Here is a 20,993-nt window from a genome sequence, read left to right as displayed (position 1 = left end):
AGTTCGCACCGAGTCAAAGACCCCGAGCCCAAGTCATAAGCTCAGTTATCTTCCGTATATCGCCACCGCCAACTTGGCCGCACAATGCGGCACCGCCATTTTTTGAACTTCAGCCTCACCCGGGCTGAACCGTGACCGGAACGATGCTCACCATGAAGAAACCGAACCGCACTGCTTTCGCCATTGCCTCCCTGAGCCTGGCTGCCGCTCTTTCTGTGGGCCTGCCGCATGCGGCTTTTGCGGCCAGCGCCACGGCCAGCGTGGCTTGGCAGGCGGCCAGCGCCGATGCGGATATCGAAAAAGCTTTTGCCCAGGCCAAGGCCGAGAAGAAGCCGGTGCTGCTGTACTGGGGCGCCAAGTGGTGCCCGCCTTGCAATCAGTTGAAGGCCACGCTGTTCAACCGCCAGGACTTCATCGAGCAGACCCAGGCCATCGTGCCGGTGCATATCGACGGCGATTCGCCCGGCGCGCAAAAGCTCGGCACCCGCTTCAAGGTGCGCGGCTACCCGACGATGATTTTGTTCAGCGCCGATGGCCGCGAGATCACCCGCCTGCCGGGCGAGATCGATGCGCCGCAGGTCATCAAGGTGCTGCAGCTGGGCCTGGCCGGTGGCCGCCCGGTGGGCGATGTTTTGGCCGACGCCAAGGCAGGCAAGAAGCTGAGCGCCAATGAATGGCGCTTGTTGGGCTTCTACTCCTGGGAAACCGGCGAGTCGCAGCTGGTGCCGGCCGCTGAATTGCCGGCCCTGTTGGCGCAATTGGCCGCCGCCTCGCAAGGTGTGGACGGCGAAACAACCACCCGGCTCTGGCTCAAGGCCTTGAGCGCCAGCAATGAAGGCAAGGGCCTGAAGCCCGACGCCAAGCTGGCCGAGTTGGTGCGCAGCGTGCTGACCAGCCCGGCCGAGTCGCGTGCGCAGATGGATGTGCTGACCAACGGCGCCGCCGACATCGTGAAAACGCTAACGCCTGAAGCCGGCGCAGCGCGAACCAAGCTGCTGGGCGAGTTTGAGGTGGCGCTCAAGCGCCTGGAGGCCGACAGCAGCTTGTCGCGTGCGGACCGGCTGGGCGCCCTCGGTGCGCGCATCGGTCTGGCTCGCTTGGACACGCCCAAGACCGAGCTGCAACCGAAGCTGAACGCGGCCCTGGTCAAAGACGTCAAGGATGCCGCCGCCAAGGCCGACCGCGAGATCACCGATGGCTACGAGCGCCAGGCCGTCATCAGCTCGGCCGCCCATTGGCTGGGCCAGGCAGGTCTGTGGAAAGACAGCGACGACTTGCTCAAGAGCAGCCTGAGCAAGAGCCATTCGCCCTACTACCTGATGAGCCAGCTGGGCGGCAACGCCAAGAAGCAAGGCCGCAAGGAAGAAGCGCTGCGTTGGTATGCAGAAAGCTTCGAGAAGAGCCAGGGCCCGGCCACGCGCTTGCAATGGGGTTCGGGTTATGTGGCCGCGCTGACCGAGCTGGCGCCGCAAGACGCCGCCCGCATCGAGAAGACCGCCGCGCAGCTGTTCAACGAAGCCGCGCAAGACAAGGGCAGCTTCTACGAGCGCAGCGCCCGCTCGCTGCAACGCGTGGGCGGCACGCTGCTGAAGTGGAATGCCGATGGCAAGCATGACGCCTCCATCGCCCGCCTGAAGACCCAGCTGGACGGCATCTGCAGCAAGGTGGACACCGCCGACAAGCAGCGCGCCACCTGCGAAGGCTTGTTGAAGGCGCCGGCCAAGAAGGTCTGAGGCCTGGCCTGAAGCTCGCGTCGATTTCAGCCCAAGGGCCGCTCAACAGCGGCCCTTTTTTCTTTCTGCCCGAAGCCCGCCCGAGCCTACCAGCGGGTATCGACCGTCAGCGCCAGCAGGCGACCCGGCCGCTCGGCATAGCTGCCGCTGCCGCGCAGCTCGTAGCTGCGGCGATTCAGCGCATTGCTGAGCAGCAGGCGCAGGGCCGAGGGCTGAGCACCTAACTGGAAGGGCCAGCGCAGGCCCAAGTCCAGCTCAGTGCCGGCCGGCAGTTCGACGCGGTTGTCGCGGGTAGCGGGCATGGCGCCGGTGTGGTTCAAGCCGGCATCCAGGCTCAAGCCGCCCAGGGCCGCCGGGCGCCAGACGGCGTTGAGCTTGAAGACCCGCTCCGGCTGGCCCACCGGCCGGGCGCCGACACGGCCTAGGCGCACGCCCTCGCCCAGCACTCGCGGCTGCATCAGCACCGCGCCGCCCACCAGCTGCCACTCGGGCGCTGGTTGGCCGTTCAGCGAGATCTCAACACCGCGATGCCGCACCTCGCCCAGCTCGGTGAAGAGCTGCTTGGCGTCGAGGTTGTAATAGGGTTTGCTGACCTCAAAGACCCCGGCCACCAGTTTCATCTTGGGGTGCAGCTGCCAACGCAAGCCGGCATCGTGCTGCGAGGTCTTGATGGCGGGCATGGCTTGGTTGCGGTTGCTGGCATTGCCGGGGGCCACGCCGCTTTCTTCCAGGCCGTGGGTCAGGCCGGCGTAGAAGGCCAGCGTCGGGCTCCAGTGCCAGGCGGCGCTGAGGTTGTAGAGCAGCGGTGCGTCGGAGGTTTCGGCCATCGCCTGCTCGGGGCGGCTGACGCGCTTGCGGTAATGAGTTTTCTGCAGGCCGGCGTTCAGCTCCAACTGCTGCGCCCAGCGCAGCTCATAGGCCAGACCCAGCCAAGACTGGCGCACCTCGTCCACGCTTTGCTTGGCGGAGAAGTTGAACACCGGCTCGGGCGGCTGGAAGACTTCGGTCTGGCTCATGCGGCCGTAGTCAAAGGTCTGCGAATCGCCCAAGCGCCGATCGCGTGCGCGGCCGGCCAGTTGCAGATGCAGGCGCTGCGCCCAAGGTGCCGGGCTGAAGGCCCAGCTCAGGCGCAGCTCGCCGCTGTCGGACGCGATCTTGCTGGGCGCGTCGGCAATGATGAGGCGCTGCGCCGTGCCGTCCGGCCTCATGTTCAAGAGCAGATTGCTGAAGCCGGCCCGGTCATCGAACTCGGAGTGGAAGAGCCCGGCGCGCAACTGCCATTGCGCATCAAAAGCATGGCGCAGCAGGCCGCCGTAGTTGCGGCCGGTGCCGCGGTAGCTGGCCCAGTCGGGCCCTTTGAACTTGCGCTGCTCGCCCAGCGGCGGCAGCTCGGCGCCGGCGCTGGAGACCTGCGGGCCGGTGCGGTCAAACGGGGTGTCGATGGCCGAGACGAAGACCATCGCCTCGGTGCCGGCCTGTGGCCGCCACCAGAAGGCCAAGCTGCCGGTGCCGTACTGGCCCTTGGTGCCATTCGGGTACTCGGGCAGGCCAAGGGACATGCCGCCGGTCAAGGCGGCCTTGCCCTCGGCCAGGCTTTGGTTGAAGTCCAGGTCCAGAAACTGCGCGCCCCAGCTGTCGGCGGTCAGCATCAGCTGGCCGCTGCTGCGCCCGTCTTCATGCGGGCGGCGCAAGCTGTAGTCGACGATGCCGGTGGGCGCGGGGAAGGCAAAGCCCTGCGCCGACAAGCCGACACGCACCCGGCTGGACTCGCGCAGCCGCGCGCTGATGCCCCAGACCTGGTCGAAGTACAAGCCTTCCACCCGCACATTGCCGGCTGCGGTGGGCGAGAAACCACGCACGCTGCTGCTGGTGTAAAGGCCAATGGTCTCGCGGCCGATGCTGGTGCCAAAAGCGTCGTTGGCGGCTTGCACGGCGGCGTCATTGGCCTGGGCCGAGCCCAAAGTGGCCAAGCTCAGGGCAAGAAAGGTCGGCAGAGCCGGTGCTGGAAATCGAAGCTTCATGAATACGGGGCCGCTCTTGGGATGGCCGCCCTGCGGTCAAGGCGCCAATCACGCAAAGCCGCGCAGTCTAGGCGATCTGCGTGACCCGAACGAAAGTCAGGTGCAGTGACGAGGCCTCAGGGGCCAAGTCAACTGCAAGCCGGTCCATTGGCCTTGCGAACGGATTGTTCGGCCTCTGGCAATGGGCAGTTCTCAGGTCTTCAGTGGCAGCGAAGTGCCCAGAGCGGGCCTCGGCAGGGGCAATCTCTCGTGACTTTGGGTCTTCTGGCACGATGCCGGGAGTTCGCCCCGGCGGGCGACCTTCTTTGGCTGCGCCGAAACTTCGTTTTCTTGGGCGTCCAAGAAAGAAGGCAAAGATGCCGCCCCCGCAGAAGGGGAACGCCAAAGAACACGGCTTGGTGCGCATCGCCTCGAACTGGGTGCAGCGCGCACCCCTTAAGGCGATGCGCAGCGAGCCGTAGCTCTTCATCCCGTATGACTGGGTGAGGAGCGCAGCAATTCAGGGCAGCTGCGCAGCGCCCTCAATATCTGACTTCGTGCCCCTTGTTTGAACGCAGCGTAGCGAAGTGAGTTGGGCACGGGCCCTGAATTGCGAGCACCGCAACGGACCCCGCAGGGGCCAGGCGTCCGGGTCGCCTTCTTTTGCTTACCTTTCTTGGCGAAGCAAGAAAAGTGAGTCGGCCGCCGGGCCGAACACCCGGCATCGTGCCGCTAGAGCAATCAGGAATGAACTTCCGCTCAGGGCACATCACTGCCGCCTACGTCTGACGGCAAATTGACCGACCCCAGCAGCTTCGCTCCATTCGCCAAACCCTGGATCAGCCTGGCTGGGCAAGGCAAAAAACCGTTCGCGTCCTACGCGAACCCCAAGCGCAACAGCTTCTCCCCCAGCACCCGCATGCGCTGATCGGGCAGCAGCGCCAGCTCGGACAGAGGCACCCAGGCCGCCGCATGAACCTCGGAGATCTGCGGGCTCAAGCCCTGCACACTATCTGCCAACAAGAGATAGGCATAGTCGTGATGCCAGTGCGGGCCTTCTTGTTTGCGCGGGTTGGCCGGGATCGCGTGGCTGTCGATGTCAAAAGGCAGGGCCAGGCCCGTGGCCGGGTCGCGCCATTCGGGGTGCGGCAGCAGTTGGCTGACACCGGTTTCCTCGTGGGCCTCGCGCAGGGCCGAGGCCAGCAAAGGGTCGGCGGCATCATTGGCCTCGAAGTGACCACCGGGCTGCAGCCAGCGGTCGAGGGTCTTGTGATGAATCAACAGCATCTGCTGCGCCGCCGGGTCCAGCACCACCGCGCTGGTGGTGACGTGGCCGCGCAGATTGCTGCGGCAAAACGGGTCTTGCGCATCTTCGGCGAGTTGCTGGGCCAGGGCTTGCAGCCGTGCCGCCTCCTGGGGAAAGCGCTGCTGCAGATAGGCATTCAGAACCTGCTGCGCTTGCGAACGAAGTGAGGGTATGAGCATGGCGAGCATTGTCCCAACTGCTGGCCTGCCCTCTAGATGAGGGCCTCGGTGACCTGCGAGAAGCGCTGGCCTTTGCGACAATCGCGCCATGAGCGATCTTCCCCATTCCCCTCCCGCCCAAGCGGCCAAGCCCAACCAGACTCTCAATGAGCTGATGATTGCGGTGCTCGCACCCTCGCTGGTGCTGATGCTGCTCAGCAAGCCCGAGCGACTCGGCACCGTGGGGGCGCTGTTGCTGGCCTTGGCCTTTCCCATCGGCTGGGCGATCTACACCGCGCTGCGCGAAAAGCGCTTCAGCTGGATGGCGGCCTTGGGCCTGGTCAGCACCCTGTTGACCGGCGGCATCGCACTCTTGGCCCTGGACACCCGCTGGCTGGCCATCAAGGAAGCGGCCGTGCCGGGCGTCATTGCCCTCGCCGTGCTGCTGTCGGTGCTGAGCAAGCGGCCGCTGGTGCGCTTGATGGTCTTCAACCCCAGCATCATGAATGTGCCGCGCATCGAAGCGGCGCTGGCCGAGCGGGGCGCCAGTGAGGCCTTCGAGCGGCGCTTACGGTTGGGCACCTTGATGCTGGCGGGCAGCTTCGCGTTTTCCAGCGTGATGAACTATGTGTTGGCGGTGTGGATTGTGCAAAGCCCGGCCGGCACCGAGCAGTTCAATGCCGAGCTGGGCCGCATGAATCTGCTCAGCTGGCCGATGATTGCCATCCCCTCGACCTTGCTGACCATGGGGGTCTTGTTCTATCTGGCACGCGGCATTCGGCAGATGACCGGCCTGAGCCTGGAAGACTGCCTGCATCCGCAGTGAGGACAATGCCGTGCCGATCAAGCATTTGAAGCAGTTGTTCGACAGCTTGCTGGGCGGGGCCGGCAGCCCAGCGGAGGAAGAGCACCGGCTGCAGCTGGCCACGGCGGTGATGTTGGTCGAGGTGATGCGGGCCGACCCGAGTTTTCATGCCGGCGAACGGCAAGCGGTCTTGAACGCGTTGTGCGCCAAATTCACGCTCAGTGCGTCGGAGGCCGAGCGGCTGACCGAGTTGGCCGAAACCGAGGCCAAAAATGCCAGCGACTGGTTCAGCTTCACCAGCAAGATCAACGAGAGTTTCGCCATGCCGCAAAAGCTGCGCATGGTCGAGTACATGTGGCAAGTGGCCTATGCAGACGGCCACCTGAGCGAACATGAGCGCCACGTGATGTGGCGCTTGTCCGATCTGCTGCACATTCCTCAGGGTGCCTACATCCACGCCAAGCTCAGGGCCCAAGCCTCGGCGGGCTTGAGCGACTGAGGAAAGAGGAAGCCAGCGGCGCTCAGCCGCGCAACAAGCCTTCGGCCGTCATGGCCTCGACCACGGCCGGGCGAGCCGCCACACGGGCACGGAAGGCCACCAGATTCGGATAGCCGGCCACTTCCACGCCAACGTACTGGCCCCAGTTCGACACCACGAACAGGTAGGCATCAGCCACTGTGAACTGTTCGCCCAGCAGATAGGTCTTGCCTTCCAGCTGCGCATCGACCCAGGCGAAACGCTCGGCCAGCTTGGCGCGCACTTGCGGCTTGTACTCTTCTGTCGTGGCCGGGTTGAACAGCGGCGAGAAGCCCTTGTGCAGCTCGGAGGTGATGAAGTTCAGCCACTCTTGCAGGCGGTAGCGGGCAAAAGTGCCGTTGGCCGGGGCCAGGTTCGAGGCCGGCGCGAGGTCGGCGATGTACTGAACGATGGCCGGGCCTTCGGTCAGGCGCTCGCCGTTGTCCAACTCCAAGACCGGCACCGAGCCCTTGGAATTGATGGTGTTGAAGTCGGTCCCGTCTTTCAGCTTTTTGGTCTTGGTGCTGGCCAGCACCAGCTCGAAAGCCAGGCCCGCTTCACGCAGGGCGATGTGGGGGGACAGGGAGCACGCGCCGGGGCTGTAGTAGAGCTTCATCGATTGAGATCCTTGCAGATTGAAACAACAAAGGACAGAGCCTACGCCTAATCTGAATGCCCCGCCCGCCGAGCACTTATTGATCTTCGGGTACGAAAATCCACAAGAGGATGTAAACGAACAAGCCGGTGCCCACGCACAAGACCAGCAAGGTGAACAAGAGGCGCCAGATCCAGGTGTCAATGCCGGTGATGCGCGAGATGCCACCGCAAACACCGCCCAACCAGCGGTCGTCGCGGCTGCGGCGCAGTTCGTTGATGGCGGCCATGGCCGGGCTATCGCTCTTGGCGGCTTGGGGCCTGGTGGAGCCGTTCAAGACGCGCTCCTTGGCGCGCGCAAACTCCTCGTCACTCAGGACGCCGCGCCGGTGGAGCTCAGCCAGTTTTTCAAGTTCGATGCTGTCGGACACGGTGTTTCTCCTCGGATGAAGTGGACGCCGGCTCTCAAGCCAGCATGGGCGCAAGCTTAACGCCTCACTTGCTCGGAGCCGGTGCCGCGGTCGACAGACGGGAGTTTCGGCAGGCTGAAGCGGGCCAAATCCGCAATGAGCGGCCTTGGTGACGCGAACCCTCGCGCAAACTTGGGACTTTAGAGCGCCCGATAGAACAGCGTCGTCCCGCATGCACCGCCCTCGGGCCAGAGCGCGTAGCCGGGGATAACGCCCACCGGTGTCCAACCCAGGCGAGCGTAAAGCCGCTCGGCCTCGCTGCCGGTGGCGGTGTCCAGCACCAACAGCGTCTTGCCGCACTGGCGCGCCAGATCTTCGGCGGCGCCCATCAAGGCCGCGCCCAGGCCCTGGCGACGCGCCCGGCGGTGCACCAGCATTTTGGACAAATCGGCCCGATGCGGCTGGTTGTCCGGCTGATCCAGCACCAAATGCACCGTGCCAACAATGCCTTGCGCGTCCTCGGCCACCAGCAAGGCGCGAGCACCCGTTGACACATCGGCGGCAATACGACGCCAAAAGGCCCGGGCTTTTTCAGGGGCCAAGGGCTGCATAAAGCCAACCGAAGCCCCGCCGGCCACACAGTCCAGCAGCACCTGAGCCAGTTGCTCGATCTGGGCTTCTGTGAGGCCCTCTTGAGCATCCAGTCGCCGTGGTTTCAAGGCGTTGGCGTTCACTTACTTCTTCCCTTGCTTAGGTTCTGCGACGATGACGACGGCGTAACGGGCGCTTTGCTCGCCCGGGTTGTAAAAGAAAGTCGGCCGGTCCAGCGTGAAGGCCAGGCAGTCACCCGCCTTCAGACGATGGGTGGCCTCACCGATACCAAACTCCATCTCGCCGGCCAGCATCCAAATTTGCTGATGCTGGGCCAGCGCGCCGGGCGCGTTCTCAAACGCCACCCGCTGACAGGCTGGAAACTGCACCTCCACGATCTGAATCGGCGAGCCCACACCGGCCGGCGAGACACTGCGCCGCAAATAGCCGCTGAGCGGGTCCTGCCACACCAACTGTTCTTCAATGCGGGATAAGGGCGAAGCCGGCACTGACTTCGCAGTGTCAGCGGCCCCCAAAACCTCGTCTTCCAGCAAGGAAGACAAGGTCACCCCCAAGCCAGCGGCCAGTTTGTTCAAGACCACCGCCGTGGGGCTGCTCTCGGCCCGCTCGATCAAAGACAGAGCGGAACGGCTGACACCGCAACAGCTGGCCAAGGCCTCCAAAGACAAACCACGCTCGGCACGCAGCTTGCGCAGCCGGGTGGCGATGCGTTGGTTGATCGGATTGTTTTCGGTTGATTCCAGCATGATGGAATCAGTATCCATAAAAATGGACAGCATGGCAAGGCGCACAAGAATTCGAAGAGCCGCGCTTAGTGGAGTTCCAGGGCTGACGGTGTCCGCCAGAAAGCCCACATCGGCACATCTTCCAAAACACCCACTGGGACGGGCATCTAGCGTTAGCGCCTCGATTCGTTTATGGTCGTGCCGCCTGCCAGCACGCCACCTTACCCTCCAAGACAAGGACACCCGCCCCATGAGTTTGGCCGCTCACACGAACGCGCACACCCTCGGCATTCACTTGCGCAATGCCAGCTACCGCTTGGTGCTCCTGGGCCTTGGGCTTTGGGCCGGCCTTGTCCCAGCCCAGGCCTCAGAGCAACTGCCAACGCCGGACGGCGGCTCCTGCATCCATCGCTTGCCCGACCACGGCGGCCAACTCACGGTGGAGAACCGCTGCAGCGAGGTCGCCTCGATTTACTACCGCGACACGCGCAAGCCCAGCAAAGCCGAAACCCTGTTGGCGGAAGCCTCGGCCAAGGGCGACACGCAGCGCAAGTTCCCGAACCTCTTCTACACACACCAAACGGTTCTCAAGCCGGGCGAACAGAAGACCTTCTACATCGCCCCGGCGGACTCGGTCCGCATCGCCTCCTGCTTGGGCCAAGCCAAGCCCTTCCTGACGGACGGATTCCAGTCCACCAGCGATGGCCGCTACGTTTGCCCTGACGAGGGCAAAGGCGAACCCGGTGGCGATTTCAAGATTTCAGCCTCGGGCCATGACATCGATGCCGTGTGCACGGGCTTGCGTGCCGGGCTGATCCCCTCCGCGCGCGAGCAGGCCGTTTGCTATTGCAACCCGGTGGGCAACAGCGGTGGCGGCCACTGCGTCGTCTATGGCCAAAAGGGGCAATCCCTGACCCCCTTCGACCAAGAAGGCACCGTCATCAGCTGGCTCAAACAGAAGCTCCGGGCCAAGCAACAGGCCGAGGCTGAGGCCAACAAGCGGCTGATTCGCCAACAGGTGGCCGCCATAGGCGTGAGGGGCTGAGGGCTAGCCAGTCGCTTTCGCGCGGCTTGGGGGTCAAGCCCGCCCGCCTTGCAGATCGCGCCGGGCTGGGCGCCCCGGGCCCTTCGCACGGGGCAAGTCGGCGCCCGCCAGCTTGGAGCCGCAGTACTCGCCCCAAGGGGTAAAGCGGCCAGGCAGCAAGCGAATACCCGCCCCTCACGGCGCGGTCCTGGCAAGGCGGAACCCGCCTCTGTCGAACCGGTCGCCGGGGGTGACCCTGCCGCGGTCGGCAGCGCGCGAGCCCTGCGGGCCGCTGCCCCACGAACCGCCCCGGAGCACCCGGCGGGAGCAAGCGCCGGGGTTCACCGCACTGCCATCGCTGGGCGCCCCGGCGTAGGAGTCGGCATAGCAGTCCTTCACCCACTCCCACACATTGCCATGCATGTCGTGCAGGCCAAAGCCATTGGCAGCAAAGCTCCCCACGGGCAGAGTCTTCTTCCGATACACCCCTTCGCTGCTGCCGTTGTAGGTGAAATTGCCGTCAAAGTTGGCTTCGCTAGGCTCCACCTTGTTGCGGCACTGCCCGCCCAAGTTGAAGGGGGTGGTGCAGCCGGCGCGGGCGGCGTATTCCCATTCGGCCTCGGTGGGCAGGCGGTAGTTTTGGCCGGTGAGTTGGTTGAGCTTTTGCAGGAACTGCTGGATGTCGTCCCAGCTCACCCTCTCCACCGGGCAGGTGTCGCCGCAACTGCTGAAGCCGCTGGGGTTGTTGCCCATCACGGCGCGCCACTGGCCTTGGGTGACTTCGGTGCGGCCCATCCAGAAGGCGCTGATGGCCACTTGGCGCTGGGGGCCTTCCTCCCTGCTGCGGCTGGGCTCGCTGGCCGGGCTGCCCATGATAAAGCTGCCGCCGGGCAGGCGAACGAAGTCACCCGCATAGTTGAGTTCACGTTCGCGTTCGCGCTCGATCTCAGCGGGGTCGGCCCAGCGCGTGACATCGGCGGCCAGGGTGTCGCCCAGCAGGTCGGCCATGAACTGGGCAAAGGCGGGGTCTTGCAGCCAGCGCTGCATGCCCGGCAGCATGCCGAGCGCTCGCGGCTGGGCTTGCTTGGCGCGCACCAGGTCTTTGATGGCGGCTTGCAGCGCAGCGCTGTCGCTGCCACGGGCTGCCAGGCGGGCGCGGGCTTGCAGCAGCTCGGGCATGCGGGGGGCAATGCCCTGGGCGCGCGCCAGGGTGGCTTGGGCGGTGCTGGGGTCTTGGGTTTGGGCTTGCTCAATCCATTGGCGGGCTTGGGCGTCAAGCTGCCCTTGCAGCGGGGTCAGGCGGTCTTGCGCGGTCTTGCCCAAGGGGTGGCCAGGGTGGGCTTGGGCCACTTGCCAGAGCACGCGGCCGGCGTCCAGCACTTGGTTCAAAGGGTCGAGGTAGAGCAAGGCGGCGCGCATGCCCAGTTCGGGCTGCTGGGGGCTGGCCTGCCAGGCTTGGTCAAACAGGCGCGCGGCTTTGGCAGTAAGCCCTTCGTTGTACGCCTGCTCGGCTTGAGCAATGAGGTTGCCGCCTTGGCTGCGTTTGGAAATTTCGGCCTGCAAGCCCTGCACGGCGGCGCGGGCATTGGCGGGGGCAAGCTGCAAGGCGCGCTCGGCCGCAGCCTGGGCCTCGGGGTAGCGCTGCAGGCCCATGTGGGCCAGGGCCAGGTAGTAGTGGCTGCGGTAGTCGGCCGGGGCTTTAGCTTGCAGTTGCTGAGCGGTTTGCAGGGCCTCTTGGGTTTTGCCTTCCTGCAACTGGGCTTTGACTTGATCCAGCAACAGCGCTTGTTGGTTGGCGGCTTGGGCCAGCGCTGGTGCGCTGTGGGTGGCGAGCAGGAGGCTGCAGGCGGCAGCCGCGAGCGCTTGGGTGAGGTTCTTCATGGAGGCGGCAGGTCAATGAGGTGGGAGGGAACTGTCTTGGCCCCGGCCTTGTCGGCCGGGGGCGGTGGGTTGAGCAAGCCAGTGGGCACGGTGCGTGCAGGCGCCGTGCCGGTGGTGGGGACGGCCTGGGTGCCGGAGGCGATGGCCAGGCTGTCGAGCGCGCGGTAGCGATCGACCATGCGCTGCACACCGGGCAGCACCTGGGCACGGCGGCTGGGGGTGTAGTCGCCCAAGCGGAACTTGACGCCCAGGTTGTCGGGCGAGGCAAAGGGGTTCTTCTCGCTGCCGCTCACGACCAAGGTGAGCTCGCGGGCCAGGTTGGGCCGTTGCAGGGCAGTGTTGATGGTGCTGGCGTCCTGCGGGATGCGATCGCGCGCTTCGCGCAGGGCGGCCTGAAGCTTTCTCTCTTGCTGGGCGTGGTCCTTGTCGAGCTGGGCCAAGGTCTTGCCCCAGTGCGTTTGGTCGGCCTGGAGTTTGACGATGTGTTCTTTCAGGGCGGGCGCGCGGTCGAGCAGGGCGCGCTGCTGGGCCTGAAAGAGGTCTTGGCCCAAGGTGGTGAGCACTTGCTTGATCTCCGCTTGCTTGGTGCGGTACTGGGCCTGCGCATGCTGCAGGCGCATGCTCAGCACCTGGGTGTGGAAGGAGAAGCCGGTCTCCCAGTAGTTGACGCCCCACTGGATTTGGTCGATGGCTTCGTCGCGTTCTTTGCGCAGGGTGTCGAGGCGCTGGTTCAGGCCGTTGAGCACGGTGCGCTGCTGGTCGATGGGGGTTTGCAGCGACCGCTCTTTATTCGCAATCTGCTCGCTGGTAGGCCGCACGATGGACTGGCCTGGATGCGGGAAGGTTTCGCCCTTGGACAGGATGTCAGAGCGGGTGCGATCGCAACCGGAACAAAAAAGGCCGTTTCGATACTCCTCCATGATGGCATTGCGCTGGCTTTCAAGCTCGCGCACTTTGCGCTCAAGCTCGGCCTGAGAAGTCTGCACACCAGGGATTTCACCCACGATGCGGTCGGCGGCGGCGGCCAAGCTGTCCAGAGCATTCACAGCCTCGGTGGCGGCAGCGCGGCCATCGGCGGCAGAGATCTTGGCCAGCGGGTCAGCACCAGCGGCTCCGGGGCCGGAGGGCGGTGCGCTGCGGCCAATGCTCTGTGGGGGCAGGAGGGAGTCGCTCTGCGCCTGCGCGGCAGATCCAAGGCCCAGCGCCGTGAAGAAGCCCAGCACGCGGCGCCTGTGCAACTTAACAGAGCCCCGCCCTAAGGGTGTGGCGCAAGAGCAAGCGGACAGTTGATTCATCAAGGCTCCCGGTGGGCGGTTTTCAGACGCTTCGGGCGGTCATTTTTTCACGACGACCGGCGCAGCGGATTGCTGAGAAAGGAAGGCCTTCTCATACTCGGATTGGAGGGCCGTCAGCCGCCTTCGGAGGGCCTGCTCTTCAGGTGAATCCTTGGCCAAAGCATTTGCCTGGACTTCGAGCTGATCCATCCAGGCCTTCAGTTCCTGCCTGACGGCCTTGCGGTCAAGGTCTTGCTGCCTGGCGGTGTTGGCACGCTGGCCCTCCAAGGCACGGCTGAGCTCCGCCACCCCGTCGACCAAGGAGCACTTCTGGTGGTAGCGGTTGATGCTGGACACCACTTCGGACACCGTGGCCTCAGGCTTGTTGATCACCGCATTGACCTGCACCAGCTCCTGCGCGCGCAGGTAGTCGATGGCATTGGCGATGGCCGAGCCGAGTTGGGCTTGGTAGACCTCTTGGCTGACCTTGGCCTGGATGGCCGCTGTGGCGGTGGCCCCCGCTGCAGCGTTGGCGGCATACACGGCGTTCTTGGCGACGGCGGCGTAGCCCGACAAAACAATGGTGGACACGCCGCCGACCAAGTTCACAGTGGCCGAGTTGGAGTAAATGGTGGTTTTGTGAAGGGCACAGGCACGGTCCGACAGGTCGAGCATGATCGCAGCCAACTCCCGCCGAGCGCTCTGCTTTTCTTGCCCTGAAAACTCGGCATCGGTCACCAGGCTGAGATCGATTTGCCGGTCCTTGACGTAGGGCTTGGTACTGCTTTTTTCCGCGGTGGTGATGGGGTCGGGCATATACCAGCCCGCCAGGTGAGCACAGCCGGACAGGACCAAGCAAGTGGCGGCCAGTGCGAGTCGGCGCGGGCGCTGCCATGCAGCTTGCCAGGTGGTGTTGGGCGTCACGCTCATGGGACGGTTCCTTCGTTGAAAGCGGGTTGCTTGGTGGAACATGTGGGCTGGGGTTGGTCTTTGGGCTGGTCCCTCACGTCGCACAGGCTACGTTGGTTGTTGTTAGAAAGCTTGCGGTGCGCTTGTTGGACTACACACCGTTCCACATGCGACTCCGAGTATGGGAAGCGGCTCTTCAATTCCGCCTTGTGCAGCGTCTCGGCAAAGGCGCAGGTGAGATGCCGGATGCCGTGCGCGTCCACCGGGTTGCGCAGCTCGTCGGGCAAACGCAGCGTGATGTCGGTGCGGTGGGGCATTTCCCGCGTGAACATGCCAGCGGGGATTCGAATAGAGCCCGCAGCTTCGCCCCCCACATGGACACGGTGAACGAAGGGGAAGGCCTGTTGAACACCCTTCCTTTCACGCAGGCGCGTCCAATAGGTCACGGGCGACGAATTGAAGGCAAACACTTCAGAGATATGGGGGCTCATGTAGCCGGCCTGTTGGGCCAAGCCCCCACCCAACGAGTGCCCCGTGGCGTACAGGCGGCCAGGGGGCACCTCGGTGCTCAGGTGATTCGCCAAGTCCCTGATCAACTCCCACGCCTGCTCATGCTGAGGTGAAGCAAAGCCGAAGGCGGAAGCAAGGTTGGCAGCCCAGTCGGGCCGCAACTGGCCGCCATCGTTCTCTGTGCCGCGAAAGGCAATGACGGCGTGCGAAAAGCGCGTCGTGCCTGCACCCTCCTTGCCCTGGTATACGAAGGTCTCGTAAGAGAGACCGGTGTCGGTGTCGCTGAGGCAGGGCTTGATCTTGTCAAGGGGCTTCCCCGGTTCGGGCAGCCATCGTGTCCAGCCCTCGGGTAGGTTCAAGTCGGTCTCGTGCACGTGCGCGGTGTCGAGGTAGCGGCAGGTATTGGCCTGCCGAGCCCCAGTTGCCCATTCATTCCGATACACCAGGTCTGCGAAAAGTGCCATGAGCCCGTAATGCTGCGCAGCACTTTGCATGGCCGGGTTCTTGTGAACAGGGCGAGCCGGCGAGGCATTGCCGTTGTCATACCGGTGATCGGTGGCGTTCCAAGTACGCACTGCGCCACACCCGCTGAGCAGCGGGAACAGCAAGGCTGCCAAGCCCATACCGCGTAGACACGCAGCCCTTCTCATCCCGACTCGATCCATTGCTGGCTCCTCCCTGCCTACTTGCTTGCTTCGCCGCTGGCTTCCCTGCCAGCGGTCGTGTGGGCTGTTTTTAAGCTCTGCCTTAGCACCGGACAAATACCTTCAGATTTAGTTTGGTTTGGTCTAGACCGATACGACTGGGTTCTGTGATTTTCCAAACTTGATGACGGGAGTCAAGTCAAGAGCCTCGGTGGAATCCCGAGGGACCGCTTGCCGCTGTCGCCTTCAGTCGAAAGACATGATTTGGGTCTGAAACCAGCCTAATGCTGAAGTTCGACGAACTTCAGATACGGGCACCTTGCTGCCGCCCAGTCTGGGTGTGTGAGTGACCGGAGCTGGCCAGTTGATGGAGCTCATGCGTCGCTCGAGGACAGTATGGGGCGCGAGGCCCTTTACCGTTGACGCGCTCGGTTATTCTGACGCGATGAACTCGAACCTTCGCCGAATTGCGCTCACAGTATTCTTGCTCGCCACAGCGTGGGCAGCCGTATTGCTGCCTCAGATCGACCAATTGGCCGGTGAACAGATAGAAGCCGGTACCCAACGCGCGATCACCACTTTTGCGGCCGCTCGCATCCTTAATGCAGGCATCTCCGTGCTGCAGGAGTTCAACATCAGCCTTGGAGTCACCATTGCCATTGGCCAGGCGCTGGACCCCGTCAATGATCTGGTGGAGCAGTTCTCTAGCTTGATGATGGCGGCGCTGGTCTCCTTTGGCATTCAAAAGGTCCTGCTTGCCATTTGCAGCCATTGGCTGGTGAAGGTATGCACAGGCATGGCCCTGCTGGGAGTCGTTCTTGCGATTTGGATGCGATGGCGCCTGCCACGCTTGAGCCAAGCGGCCTTGATTGCCCTACTGATGATTCGCTTCGCGCTGCCCATCGCCGTCTTAGGCAGCAACGCTGTCTTCCAGCATTTTTCGATTGTCAGCTATCAATCCAGTCAACAAGAAATCCACCTTGCTGCTGAGAGCATTCAGCACCAGTCCGATGCTGCCCGGCAGCAGCCAGACAGTCCGAAGCCCTTTTCATTGATCGACCGGGTCAAGAATGCCGTCACACCGCCTGACTTCAGCGCCAAACTGGAGAAATGGAAGCAAAAGGCGGATGGACTCTTGGACCATTTGGTGCAGCTGATGGTGGTGTTTCTTCTGCAAACCCTGCTGATGCCCCTGTTCCTGCTCTGGCTGATGCTGGCTGGCGCTCGCTGGTTTTTGCGTGACGCGGCCCGCTCTACTCTGGCCTTGCCCTCGCGGATTGCCCCATGAGGAAAACCTACGCCTTCGAAGACTTCAGCCCCGGTCGCGTGTTCGACCTGGGCAGCAAGCAGGTCAGCCGCGAAGAGGTGCTGGCCTTTGCCGCCGCCTTTGACCCGCAGCCCTTGCATTTGGATGAAGCGGCCGCCGAGGCCTCGGTGCTGGGCGGCTTATCGGCCAGCGGCTGGCACAGCTGCGCGATGCTGATGCGCATGATGTGCGATGCCTATTTGCTGGATTCGACCAGCCAAGGCTCGCCCGGCATCGACAGCCTGCGCTGGCTCAAGCCGGTTCGGCCGGGCGACACGCTGCGTGCCCGCATGACAGTGCTGGCCGCGCGCGGCAGCCAGAGCCGACCGCAGATCGGCTTGGTGCGCTCCGAGTGGGCAGTCTTCAACCAGGCCGATGAACAGGTGCTGAGCATGGAGGGCTGGACCATGTTCGCCCGCCGCAGCACCTCCTCAGCGGCTTAGTACCAGGGCGCGCTCAACTGCTCGGTGGCCAGCATGCGCTGCAAAGCCGGGCGAGCGGCCATGCGCTGCAGATAGGCGCCGATCTGAGCAAAGTCGCGCGCCGGGCGATTGGAAAAACCGCGCGTCCAGCGGCACAACATGAAGGCCAGCGCATCGACCGCGCTGTAATTCGCGCCCAGCACCCAGGCCTGGCCATGCGCCGCCAGCTGCGCTTCTAACTGCGCCAACAAGCTGACCACCCGCGCCTCGGACTGCGCCTTCACCTCAGCGGCGCCGCTGCTATTGCCCTCATTAACCCAGCGCTCGGGGTAGAAGTAGGCCAGCAAGGCAGGCTGCAAGGTGTTGGTCAACCAGACCATCCATTTGTAGAACTGCGCCCGCTCGGCGCCGCCCAGGGCCGGCGCCAGTTGCGCGCTCGGGTGGGTGTCGGCCAGGTGCATCAGGATTGCGGCGGTCTCGTACAGCACGATGTCGCCATCGACCAGCACCGGGATCAGCCCATTCGGATTGAGCTTGAGGTACTCGGGCGACTTGTGCGCATTGTTCTCGCGGTCCACCTTCTTCAGCTCGAAGGGTTGGCCGATTTCTTCCAGCAAGAGGTGCGGGGCCATGCTGGCATTGCTGGGGTAGTAGTGCAGTTGAATCATGATGATGGAAGCGGCTCGCTGTCAGGGAAGAAGAACAGGGACGCCGCATCCTAGCCGCGCGGGCCCTCAAAAATAGATGTAAAGCACCCTTTACACACCATAAGAAACTCACTACATTGGAAAGCATGCTTTACACCCCAAGGAGAAAACAAGCATGAAGCACGCGCGATATCTCAAGGAACTCGGCCTGTCCCTGCTGGCCTACACCGGCGTTCTGGCCGGCTCCATCGCTTGGCTGAACAGCCAAAAAGACATGGCCACGCCCTGGCGTGATTTGCTGGCGCTCAGCCCCATGCTGCCGGGAGCCTTGGTGGTGTGGGCCATCTTGCGGCAGCTCAGCCGCCTGGACGAACTGCAGCGCCGGGTTCAGCTCGAAGCGCTGGCCATGGCCTTTGCTGGCACCGCCTTCATCAGCTTCAGCTACGGCTTTCTAGAAGGCCTGGGCTACCCGCGCCTGAGCATGTTTGTGATCTGGCCCTTGATGGCGGGCCTGTGGATGCTCGGCTTGGTGCTGGCCTCGAGGCGCTACAAATAATGAAGAACCTCTTGCGTGAACTGCGCGCCCAGCGCGGCTGGTCGCAGACCGAGTTGGCCGAGCGGCTGAAGGTCTCGCGCCAAACCATCAATGCGATCGAGAACGAGCGCTACGATCCCAGCCTGCCGCTGGCCTTTGACATTGCAAAGGTGTTCGAGATGCCGATCGAAGCGATTTTCTCGGCGGAATGAAAAAAGCAAATAAGCTGGAAGCCCAGCCCCCGTTCTGGCCAAAAAGCCGAGGGGGCTGGTGTAAATTGGGTCCGTGTTTTCTGAGCCCTCCTCGCCTCCATCATCAATGAGCCGCCCGATTCGGCGGACCCTGGCCGCCTTGCTGCTCTGCGCGGCCCTGCCCTGCGCGAGCGCCGCGGAGTTCAAGGTCGCCCTGATCCAGTTCGACCCCTGGGCCAAGCCCAACCCCGACCCGGTGCTCGCTGCCAAAGAGCCCTATGTCGGCATCGTAGTTGACCTGTTGAAGGAGTTTGAGCGGCGCAGCGGCCACAGCACCGTGCGCACGCTGACCCCCTATGCCCGCGTCGAACGCGATCTGCAGGTCGGGGATATTGATTTTTCACTCATGGCCTGGGGCGATGCCCGTGCCGCTTATGCCAATCGGGGCACCGCTTTTGTGCCGCTGGAATTCGGCGTCAGGGCGCGCCAGGGCGTACCACTCAAAAGCTATGAGAATCTGAAGCACATCGTCACCGCAGCGCCGCGCGGGCTGAAAGTAGACCCGCGCTTCGACGTGGACCCGACGGTGCGCAAGGAGCTGGTGCTGGACTACACCCAGGCCATCCGCATCTCGGTGGCGAACCGGGACGCCAAGGCAGTCGCGGGATCGCTGTCCACCCTCGGTCACCTGATCCACAAATTCGGCTTGGAAGCAGAGTTCGGCGATGTGCTGGTGCTCAACACCACCCATCTGACCGTGGCTTTCTCAAAGAAGTCCAGCCAGCTCGCGGTCGAGGCGGAGGTGAATGCCGTCTTCAAGACCATGGTCGACGACGGCACGGCCAAGAAGATCTACGAGCGCTGGATGATCCCGCCCAAGCACTGAGCCAGGCGAGCCCGCTGATCAGGAACCCTCGCCCCGCTGCAGCGACACCGCCAGCGCACCGTCAGCGCGGCGCAATTCCAGCCATGAGCCCTCGATCTGCAAGGTGGCGACCGACTCCAGCGCCTTCAGAAATGCCCGCTCCTGCTCGGCCACTTCAGCATTCAAGCAAGCCATGCGGGTGCTGACCAAAGGGCCCAGGGTCAGCTTGGCGGCGCCTTCACGCTTGTATGTGCCATTGAACTGATTGCAGCCAGCCGAACCATAGACTCGGCCCTCGGCGCTGAAGTTCAGGCTGACGCTGCTGCCCGCCACCAGACTCACCACCGCCTCTTTGCCATTGTTGATGCCGGTCGCATTCCAGACACTGCCCACCAAGGCCAGGGACTGCGGCGCCAGCGCTTGCAGCAGCTTGCCATCCGCCGCCAAGAGCTCCAGCTGACCTTGATCGTTGACGCGATATGTCTTGGCGCTACTCAGAGCTGCCATAAAGGCATCGGCGCGCGCCATGACCTCGGGCGGGCAGGCCATCAGCGTTGAAGGGCCACGCGCACCCAACTCGAAACTCGAACCTTGCGTCTTGTAAGGCGCGGAGAATCGGTTACAGCCATCGCTGCCGAGCACTTGTCCGCCTTCAAATCGAACCGTCGCCCCCTGCTTAGAGCCGGCCGCGTCGCCCAGCCGCTGAATCCAGGCCGAGCCTTCCAGCGCGACCGGCGCAGCGGGGGCATTCGGCTTAGCCGCACTCACCGCTGTACATCCGCTGAAATTGAGCGTCAGCAACAAGCCTGCTGCAGCCAAGGCCATCCGCTTGGGATTCACAACACCATTCATGCACATCCTCCAGAGTCGAGATCAACAGTACAGGATCTACCCTAGCACCAAAAACGCGGGGCTTCATTCGGCCTCTGGACTGAGGTTTTGCCGCAGCTGGAACACATTGCCCTCGGGGTCGTAGGCATTGCGCACCGTAAAGCCCGGCCCGGCATAGTTGGGGCCGAACATCGCGCCGCCCAAGTCGCGCACCTGCTCGGCTGCCGCGGCAATGCTGGGCACGGTGAAGAAGAGCTTGATGGCTTGCTCCTCACGCACCACCGGCGGCGTGCTGATGCTGAAGGTGGCCGCAATTGACTCGGGCAAGGCGTGAATGATCAACTGCAGATCCGCCGACTCCAACACCTCGTGCATCGGGCTGGCATGCAAACGCTGCATGTCCAAGACCTTTTGATAAAAGTTCGACAGCTGAGTCAGCTTGTGCGCGTAAATCAAGGCACCGGCGCGGGCAGGTCTTGGCATAGAGCTAACTTCCAAATCAAAGACCTTTTGATTATGCGGCGCTAGGCTTGGGTAAAGGTTCACAGGCTTGACGCACGGCCACTCAATCCCGTAGAGCAGCAGTTTGCGGTCACCGTCCGGGTGATCGATCTCGCGCAAGCAGCGCAGGCCCAGCTTCTCCAGCAAGCCTTGCGACGCCTGGTTGTAGTGTCGGGTGGTGGCCAGCACGCGGCTCAAACCCAAGTCTTGCTGCGCGAAGCGCAGCACCGCCGAGGCAGACTCAAAGGCATAGCCCTGGCCGCAAAACTGCGGCAGCAAGGCAAAGCCAAGATCGGGGCCGTCCAGATAGTCGCGCTGGGCCAGACCGCAGATGCCGATGACCTCACCACTTGCTTCGCCACTCGCCTTGAGTTGCACCGCGCAAAAACCAAAACCCAGGCGCCCGTACATCTCGACCGGCCCCTTCAGGATGTAGCTTCGCGCGGCGTCCAGCGTCCGGACGCCGCGGTCGCCGATGTAGTGCAACCAGCTCTCCTCATTCAGCAAGCGCAGCATGAATGCGGCATCCGCTTCCGTCAGCGGACGTATCCTCAGGCGCAGCGTTTCAAGAGTTCGCATCATCGGCAGGACTG

Annotated in this window: 22 protein-coding genes; 9 read left to right on the top strand and 13 right to left on the bottom strand. The window is 63.7% G+C overall.

Features of this window, described 5'->3' with window-relative positions; genetic code table 11:
- Nucleotides 1-152 precede the first annotated feature (152 nt).
- Nucleotides 153-1,733, top strand: a complete 1,581-nt coding sequence (locus ACOVRJ_RS07495) for a thioredoxin family protein (protein ID WP_422043256.1) — start codon at nucleotides 153-155, stop codon at nucleotides 1,731-1,733.
- Between the two features lie 86 nt (nucleotides 1,734-1,819).
- On the opposite strand, the gene ACOVRJ_RS07490 is transcribed toward ACOVRJ_RS07495, so the two are convergent.
- On the bottom strand, nucleotides 1,820-3,754 hold the full coding sequence (locus ACOVRJ_RS07490) for a TonB-dependent receptor domain-containing protein (RefSeq protein ID WP_422043255.1): 1,935 nt from the start codon (nucleotides 3,752-3,754) through the stop codon (nucleotides 1,820-1,822).
- An 855-nt stretch (nucleotides 3,755-4,609) separates the two neighbouring features.
- On the bottom strand, nucleotides 4,610-5,218 hold the full coding sequence (locus ACOVRJ_RS07485) for an NUDIX hydrolase (RefSeq protein WP_422043254.1): 609 nt from the start codon (nucleotides 5,216-5,218) through the stop codon (nucleotides 4,610-4,612).
- A gap of 88 nt (nucleotides 5,219-5,306) precedes the next feature.
- Between ACOVRJ_RS07485 and ACOVRJ_RS07480 the strand changes: the two genes are divergently transcribed.
- Together ACOVRJ_RS07480 and ACOVRJ_RS07475 are read left to right on the top strand one after the other, a co-directional pair.
- The gene (locus tag ACOVRJ_RS07480) at nucleotides 5,307-6,023 is read left to right on the top strand and encodes a VC0807 family protein (RefSeq protein ID WP_422043253.1); all 717 of its coding nucleotides are present in this window, start codon (nucleotides 5,307-5,309) and stop codon (nucleotides 6,021-6,023) included.
- A gap of 10 nt (nucleotides 6,024-6,033) precedes the next feature.
- Complete coding sequence (locus ACOVRJ_RS07475; protein ID WP_422043252.1) at nucleotides 6,034-6,501, top strand: TerB family tellurite resistance protein; 468 nt, start codon at nucleotides 6,034-6,036, stop codon at nucleotides 6,499-6,501.
- Between the two features lie 22 nt (nucleotides 6,502-6,523).
- On the opposite strand, the gene gstA is transcribed toward ACOVRJ_RS07475, so the two are convergent.
- The 4 genes from gstA to ACOVRJ_RS07455 form a co-directional block, all read right to left on the bottom strand.
- On the bottom strand, nucleotides 6,524-7,135 hold the full coding sequence (gene gstA / locus ACOVRJ_RS07470; RefSeq protein ID WP_422043251.1) for a glutathione transferase GstA: 612 nt from the start codon (nucleotides 7,133-7,135) through the stop codon (nucleotides 6,524-6,526).
- Nucleotides 7,136-7,211: 76 nt separating this feature from the next.
- On the bottom strand, nucleotides 7,212-7,544 hold the full coding sequence (locus tag ACOVRJ_RS07465; protein ID WP_422043250.1) for a PspC domain-containing protein: 333 nt from the start codon (nucleotides 7,542-7,544) through the stop codon (nucleotides 7,212-7,214).
- 179 nt (nucleotides 7,545-7,723) lie between these two features.
- Nucleotides 7,724-8,242 (bottom strand): GNAT family N-acetyltransferase, encoded by a 519-nt coding sequence (locus ACOVRJ_RS07460; RefSeq protein ID WP_422043299.1) that lies wholly within the window; start codon nucleotides 8,240-8,242, stop codon nucleotides 7,724-7,726.
- Between the two features lie 15 nt (nucleotides 8,243-8,257).
- On the bottom strand, nucleotides 8,258-8,881 hold the full coding sequence (locus ACOVRJ_RS07455; protein WP_422043249.1) for a helix-turn-helix domain-containing protein: 624 nt from the start codon (nucleotides 8,879-8,881) through the stop codon (nucleotides 8,258-8,260).
- Between the two features lie 229 nt (nucleotides 8,882-9,110).
- Between ACOVRJ_RS07455 and ACOVRJ_RS07450 the strand changes: the two genes are divergently transcribed.
- Nucleotides 9,111-9,905: a hypothetical protein gene (locus ACOVRJ_RS07450; protein WP_422043248.1), complete on the top strand. Its 795-nt coding sequence runs from the start codon at nucleotides 9,111-9,113 to the stop codon at nucleotides 9,903-9,905.
- Nucleotides 9,906-10,079: 174 nt separating this feature from the next.
- Here the strand turns inward: ACOVRJ_RS07450 and ACOVRJ_RS07445 are convergent, their stop codons facing one another.
- Genes ACOVRJ_RS07445 through ACOVRJ_RS07430 form a run of 4 tightly spaced genes read right to left on the bottom strand, consistent with a single transcriptional unit; the run spans nucleotide 10,080 to nucleotide 15,219 of the window.
- Entirely contained in the window at nucleotides 10,080-11,765 is a 1,686-nt protein-coding gene (locus ACOVRJ_RS07445; RefSeq protein WP_422043247.1) for an SUMF1/EgtB/PvdO family nonheme iron enzyme, read from the bottom strand.
- Nucleotides 11,762-13,060: a hypothetical protein gene (locus tag ACOVRJ_RS07440; protein ID WP_422043246.1), complete on the bottom strand. Its 1,299-nt coding sequence runs from the start codon at nucleotides 13,058-13,060 to the stop codon at nucleotides 11,762-11,764. The genes ACOVRJ_RS07445 and ACOVRJ_RS07440 overlap by 4 nt, the downstream gene beginning before the upstream one ends.
- Nucleotides 13,061-13,099: 39 nt before the next feature.
- Nucleotides 13,100-13,969 carry a hypothetical protein gene (locus ACOVRJ_RS07435; RefSeq protein ID WP_422043245.1) on the bottom strand — a complete coding sequence of 290 codons (870 nt, stop codon included), beginning with the start codon at nucleotides 13,967-13,969 and terminating at the stop codon, nucleotides 13,100-13,102.
- Nucleotides 13,966-15,219 (bottom strand): hypothetical protein, encoded by a 1,254-nt coding sequence (locus tag ACOVRJ_RS07430; protein WP_422043244.1) that lies wholly within the window; start codon nucleotides 15,217-15,219, stop codon nucleotides 13,966-13,968. The genes ACOVRJ_RS07435 and ACOVRJ_RS07430 overlap by 4 nt, the downstream gene beginning before the upstream one ends.
- A 328-nt stretch (nucleotides 15,220-15,547) precedes the next feature.
- Here ACOVRJ_RS07430 and ACOVRJ_RS07425 point away from each other — a divergent pair, with 328 nt between their 5' ends.
- Together ACOVRJ_RS07425 and ACOVRJ_RS07420 are read left to right on the top strand one after the other, a co-directional pair.
- Nucleotides 15,548-16,390, top strand: coding sequence for a hypothetical protein (locus ACOVRJ_RS07425; protein WP_422043243.1), 843 nt, complete (start codon nucleotides 15,548-15,550; stop codon nucleotides 16,388-16,390).
- On the top strand, nucleotides 16,387-16,851 hold the full coding sequence (locus tag ACOVRJ_RS07420; protein WP_422043242.1) for a MaoC family dehydratase: 465 nt from the start codon (nucleotides 16,387-16,389) through the stop codon (nucleotides 16,849-16,851). Before ACOVRJ_RS07425 ends, ACOVRJ_RS07420 begins: the two co-directional genes overlap by 4 nt.
- On the opposite strand, the gene ACOVRJ_RS07415 is transcribed toward ACOVRJ_RS07420, so the two are convergent.
- On the bottom strand, nucleotides 16,848-17,498 hold the full coding sequence (locus tag ACOVRJ_RS07415; protein ID WP_422043241.1) for a glutathione S-transferase family protein: 651 nt from the start codon (nucleotides 17,496-17,498) through the stop codon (nucleotides 16,848-16,850). The two genes, ACOVRJ_RS07420 and ACOVRJ_RS07415, sit on opposite strands and share 4 nt — an antisense overlap.
- Nucleotides 17,499-17,652: 154 nt before the next feature.
- Here ACOVRJ_RS07415 and ACOVRJ_RS07410 point away from each other — a divergent pair, with 154 nt between their 5' ends.
- The 3 genes from ACOVRJ_RS07410 to ACOVRJ_RS07400 all read left to right on the top strand — a co-directional run bounded on the left by ACOVRJ_RS07410 (nucleotide 17,653) and on the right by ACOVRJ_RS07400 (nucleotide 19,089).
- Nucleotides 17,653-18,033 carry a hypothetical protein gene (locus ACOVRJ_RS07410; protein WP_422043240.1) on the top strand — a complete coding sequence of 127 codons (381 nt, stop codon included), beginning with the start codon at nucleotides 17,653-17,655 and terminating at the stop codon, nucleotides 18,031-18,033.
- Entirely contained in the window at nucleotides 18,033-18,224 is a 192-nt protein-coding gene (locus tag ACOVRJ_RS07405; RefSeq protein WP_422043239.1) for a helix-turn-helix transcriptional regulator, read from the top strand. The genes ACOVRJ_RS07410 and ACOVRJ_RS07405 overlap by 1 nt, the downstream gene beginning before the upstream one ends.
- 106 nt (nucleotides 18,225-18,330) lie before the next feature.
- Complete coding sequence (locus tag ACOVRJ_RS07400) at nucleotides 18,331-19,089, top strand: transporter substrate-binding domain-containing protein (protein ID WP_422043238.1); 759 nt, start codon at nucleotides 18,331-18,333, stop codon at nucleotides 19,087-19,089.
- A gap of 18 nt (nucleotides 19,090-19,107) precedes the next feature.
- Here the strand turns inward: ACOVRJ_RS07400 and ACOVRJ_RS07395 are convergent, their stop codons facing one another.
- Both ACOVRJ_RS07395 and ACOVRJ_RS07390 read right to left on the bottom strand, forming a co-directional pair.
- Complete coding sequence (locus ACOVRJ_RS07395) at nucleotides 19,108-19,920, bottom strand: META domain-containing protein (protein WP_422043237.1); 813 nt, start codon at nucleotides 19,918-19,920, stop codon at nucleotides 19,108-19,110.
- A 63-nt stretch (nucleotides 19,921-19,983) separates the two neighbouring features.
- Nucleotides 19,984-20,982, bottom strand: coding sequence for a GNAT family N-acetyltransferase (locus tag ACOVRJ_RS07390; RefSeq protein WP_422043236.1), 999 nt, complete (start codon nucleotides 20,980-20,982; stop codon nucleotides 19,984-19,986).
- Between the last annotated feature and the right edge of the window lie 11 nt (nucleotides 20,983-20,993).

Source organism: Roseateles sp. (genome assembly GCF_049240545.1).
Taxonomy (GTDB): Bacteria; Pseudomonadota; Gammaproteobacteria; order Burkholderiales; family Burkholderiaceae_C; genus Paucibacter_A.
This window is presented reverse-complemented; position numbering and strand designations above follow the sequence as displayed.

Coding starts and splice junctions, on each gene's coding strand:
- ACOVRJ_RS07410 (WP_422043240.1), top strand. CDS start 17,653: ATGAAGCACGCGCGATATCTCAAGGAACTCGGCCTGTCCCTGCTGGCC.
- ACOVRJ_RS07445 (WP_422043247.1), bottom strand. CDS start 11,765: ATGAAGAACCTCACCCAAGCGCTCGCGGCTGCCGCCTGCAGCCTCCTG.
- ACOVRJ_RS07425 (WP_422043243.1), top strand. CDS start 15,548: ATGAACTCGAACCTTCGCCGAATTGCGCTCACAGTATTCTTGCTCGCC.
- ACOVRJ_RS07420 (WP_422043242.1), top strand. CDS start 16,387: ATGAGGAAAACCTACGCCTTCGAAGACTTCAGCCCCGGTCGCGTGTTC.
- ACOVRJ_RS07405 (WP_422043239.1), top strand. CDS start 18,033: ATGAAGAACCTCTTGCGTGAACTGCGCGCCCAGCGCGGCTGGTCGCAG.
- ACOVRJ_RS07450 (WP_422043248.1), top strand. CDS start 9,111: ATGAGTTTGGCCGCTCACACGAACGCGCACACCCTCGGCATTCACTTG.
- ACOVRJ_RS07455 (WP_422043249.1), bottom strand. CDS start 8,881: ATGCTGGAATCAACCGAAAACAATCCGATCAACCAACGCATCGCCACC.
- ACOVRJ_RS07400 (WP_422043238.1), top strand. CDS start 18,331: ATGAGCCGCCCGATTCGGCGGACCCTGGCCGCCTTGCTGCTCTGCGCG.
- ACOVRJ_RS07390 (WP_422043236.1), bottom strand. CDS start 20,982: ATGATGCGAACTCTTGAAACGCTGCGCCTGAGGATACGTCCGCTGACG.
- ACOVRJ_RS07485 (WP_422043254.1), bottom strand. CDS start 5,218: ATGCTCATACCCTCACTTCGTTCGCAAGCGCAGCAGGTTCTGAATGCC.
- gstA (WP_422043251.1), bottom strand. CDS start 7,135: ATGAAGCTCTACTACAGCCCCGGCGCGTGCTCCCTGTCCCCCCACATC.
- ACOVRJ_RS07490 (WP_422043255.1), bottom strand. CDS start 3,754: ATGAAGCTTCGATTTCCAGCACCGGCTCTGCCGACCTTTCTTGCCCTG.
- ACOVRJ_RS07395 (WP_422043237.1), bottom strand. CDS start 19,920: ATGAATGGTGTTGTGAATCCCAAGCGGATGGCCTTGGCTGCAGCAGGC.
- ACOVRJ_RS07495 (WP_422043256.1), top strand. CDS start 153: ATGAAGAAACCGAACCGCACTGCTTTCGCCATTGCCTCCCTGAGCCTG.
- ACOVRJ_RS07435 (WP_422043245.1), bottom strand. CDS start 13,969: ATGAGCGTGACGCCCAACACCACCTGGCAAGCTGCATGGCAGCGCCCG.
- ACOVRJ_RS07480 (WP_422043253.1), top strand. CDS start 5,307: ATGAGCGATCTTCCCCATTCCCCTCCCGCCCAAGCGGCCAAGCCCAAC.
- ACOVRJ_RS07440 (WP_422043246.1), bottom strand. CDS start 13,060: ATGAATCAACTGTCCGCTTGCTCTTGCGCCACACCCTTAGGGCGGGGC.
- ACOVRJ_RS07415 (WP_422043241.1), bottom strand. CDS start 17,498: ATGATTCAACTGCACTACTACCCCAGCAATGCCAGCATGGCCCCGCAC.